Here is a 1,657-nt window from a genome sequence, read left to right on the forward strand (position 1 = left end):
GCGGCCTACGAGCGGGCCGGCTTCCAGGAGGTCGGCTGCTTCATGTCGGTGCTCTTCTAGTCCCGCTGTCGGAGTAGGTGATCTTCCCGTGGTGGCCGTCCCGACGGCCACGTTGCGGCGTTGCTGCTGTGCTGGCGACAGCAACCCCGCAACGTGGCGGTGCGCACGGCGCGACATATGCCGTGAACGTCCGATGCAGGCCGCCAGGCTGTGCGCGTTGTCGGGCTATTCCGTACCGGGACCGCCTTCCGGTGGAGTGACTCGTCGCGCGCGATCGGTCGACGCCAGGTGCTCGTCGTGCGGCGTGCTGGCGTTGCGAGGCAACTGCGAGCATCGCCGCCCGCCGGGATCGCTTCGGCCGACCGGTGGTGGTGCGCGCTAGACTGCACTGGCTTCACCGTCGTCGTCCGCGGGAGAGCCCGGTTCGCCATGCGCACGAGCAACTCGACGGTTGGCGCCGGGCGCCGCGTCTTGGTCACCGGCGGTGCGGGGTTCATCGGTGCCCGCCTCGTGCGGAGATTGGCGCGTGCCAGCGACGAGGTGGTCGTCGCCGACGCCAGAGCACCGGCCGATCCCGAGACATCGCACGTCCGCGGCGATCTGCTCGACCCGGTGATCAGGGAGAAGGCGTTCGCCACCGGTGTCGACGCGGTCGTGCACCTCGCCGCCTTCACCTCCGTCCTCCGCTCGGTCGAGCGGCCGGACGAGTGCGCGCGGTCCAACGTCGAGCTGACCTCAGCGCTGCTCGAGCTGGCCAGGGAACGCGACGTCGGCACGTTCGTGCTCGCGTCGACCAACGCGGTCGCCGGTGACCATGGCCACGAGACGATCACCGAGGACACCCCGCTGCGGCCGAGGTCGCCCTATGGCGCCACGAAGGCGGCCGCAGAGATGCTGCTCGCCGGGTACGCGGGCGGGTACGGCATGCGCACCGTCGCCCTCCGCTTCTCCAACGTCTACGGTCCGGGGATGCAGACGAAGGACAGCTTCGTGCCGCGGCTCATGCGCGCCGCGTTGGCCGGCCGGGGCGTCGAGGTCTATGGTGACGGCGAGCAGCGCCGCGACCTGGTGCACGTCGACGACGCGGTCGACGGGATCCAGCTGGCACTGGCCGGCAGCCTGCGGGGGCCGGCGATCATCGCGTCCGGTCGGTCCGTCACGGTGAACGAGCTGGTCGCCGCGGCCAGAAGGGTGACCGGCAGGCCGATCCCGGTCACGCATGTGCCGGTGAAGGCAGGGGAGATGCCGGCGGTCATCGTCGACATCGGCCGGTCGCGGCAGCGCGGCTACCGGCCGGCGCACGATCTCGAGTCCGGGCTAGCGACGGTATGGGACGACTGGCGACAGCCGCCGCATGACTGACGCAGCAGGTGTCCGTTCGGTCGCGCACTGGGCCCGCCGGCACTGGTTGTTCCTCGCGCTGTTCGTCGCCGGCGCCGTGCTCCGGGTGCTCGCCACGCTCGCGTACCAGCCGGCGCTGTTCCACGTCGACTCGCGGCGCTATCTCGGTGCGCTCGAGAACCCCGACCCCGGCGAGACGAGCCCGCTCGGCTACTCGTTCCTGCTCCTCGGGCCGGTGCTGCACGTCGCGCAGGACCTGATGGCCGCGGCGATCGCCAACCACGTGGTGGGCCTGCTGATGGGGGTCGGCGCCTAC

The 1,657-nt window shown here is 71.3% G+C and carries 2 protein-coding genes; both read left to right on the plus strand.

Features of this window, described 5'->3' with window-relative positions; all coding sequences use genetic code 11:
- The first annotated feature begins 429 nt into the window (after positions 1-429).
- Positions 430-1,362 (plus strand): NAD-dependent epimerase/dehydratase family protein, encoded by a 933-nt coding sequence (locus GEV07_30930; protein ID MQA06922.1) that lies wholly within the window; start codon positions 430-432, stop codon positions 1,360-1,362.
- On the plus strand, positions 1,355-1,657 hold a 303-nt coding region (locus tag GEV07_30935), incomplete at its 3' end, for a hypothetical protein (GenBank protein MQA06923.1). The genes GEV07_30930 and GEV07_30935, both read left to right, overlap by 8 nt.

This window comes from Streptosporangiales bacterium (genome assembly GCA_009379825.1).
Classification (GTDB): domain Bacteria; phylum Actinomycetota; class Actinomycetes; order Streptosporangiales; family WHST01; genus WHST01.

Coding starts and splice junctions, on each gene's coding strand:
- GEV07_30930 (MQA06922.1), top strand. CDS start 430: ATGCGCACGAGCAACTCGACGGTTGGCGCCGGGCGCCGCGTCTTGGTC.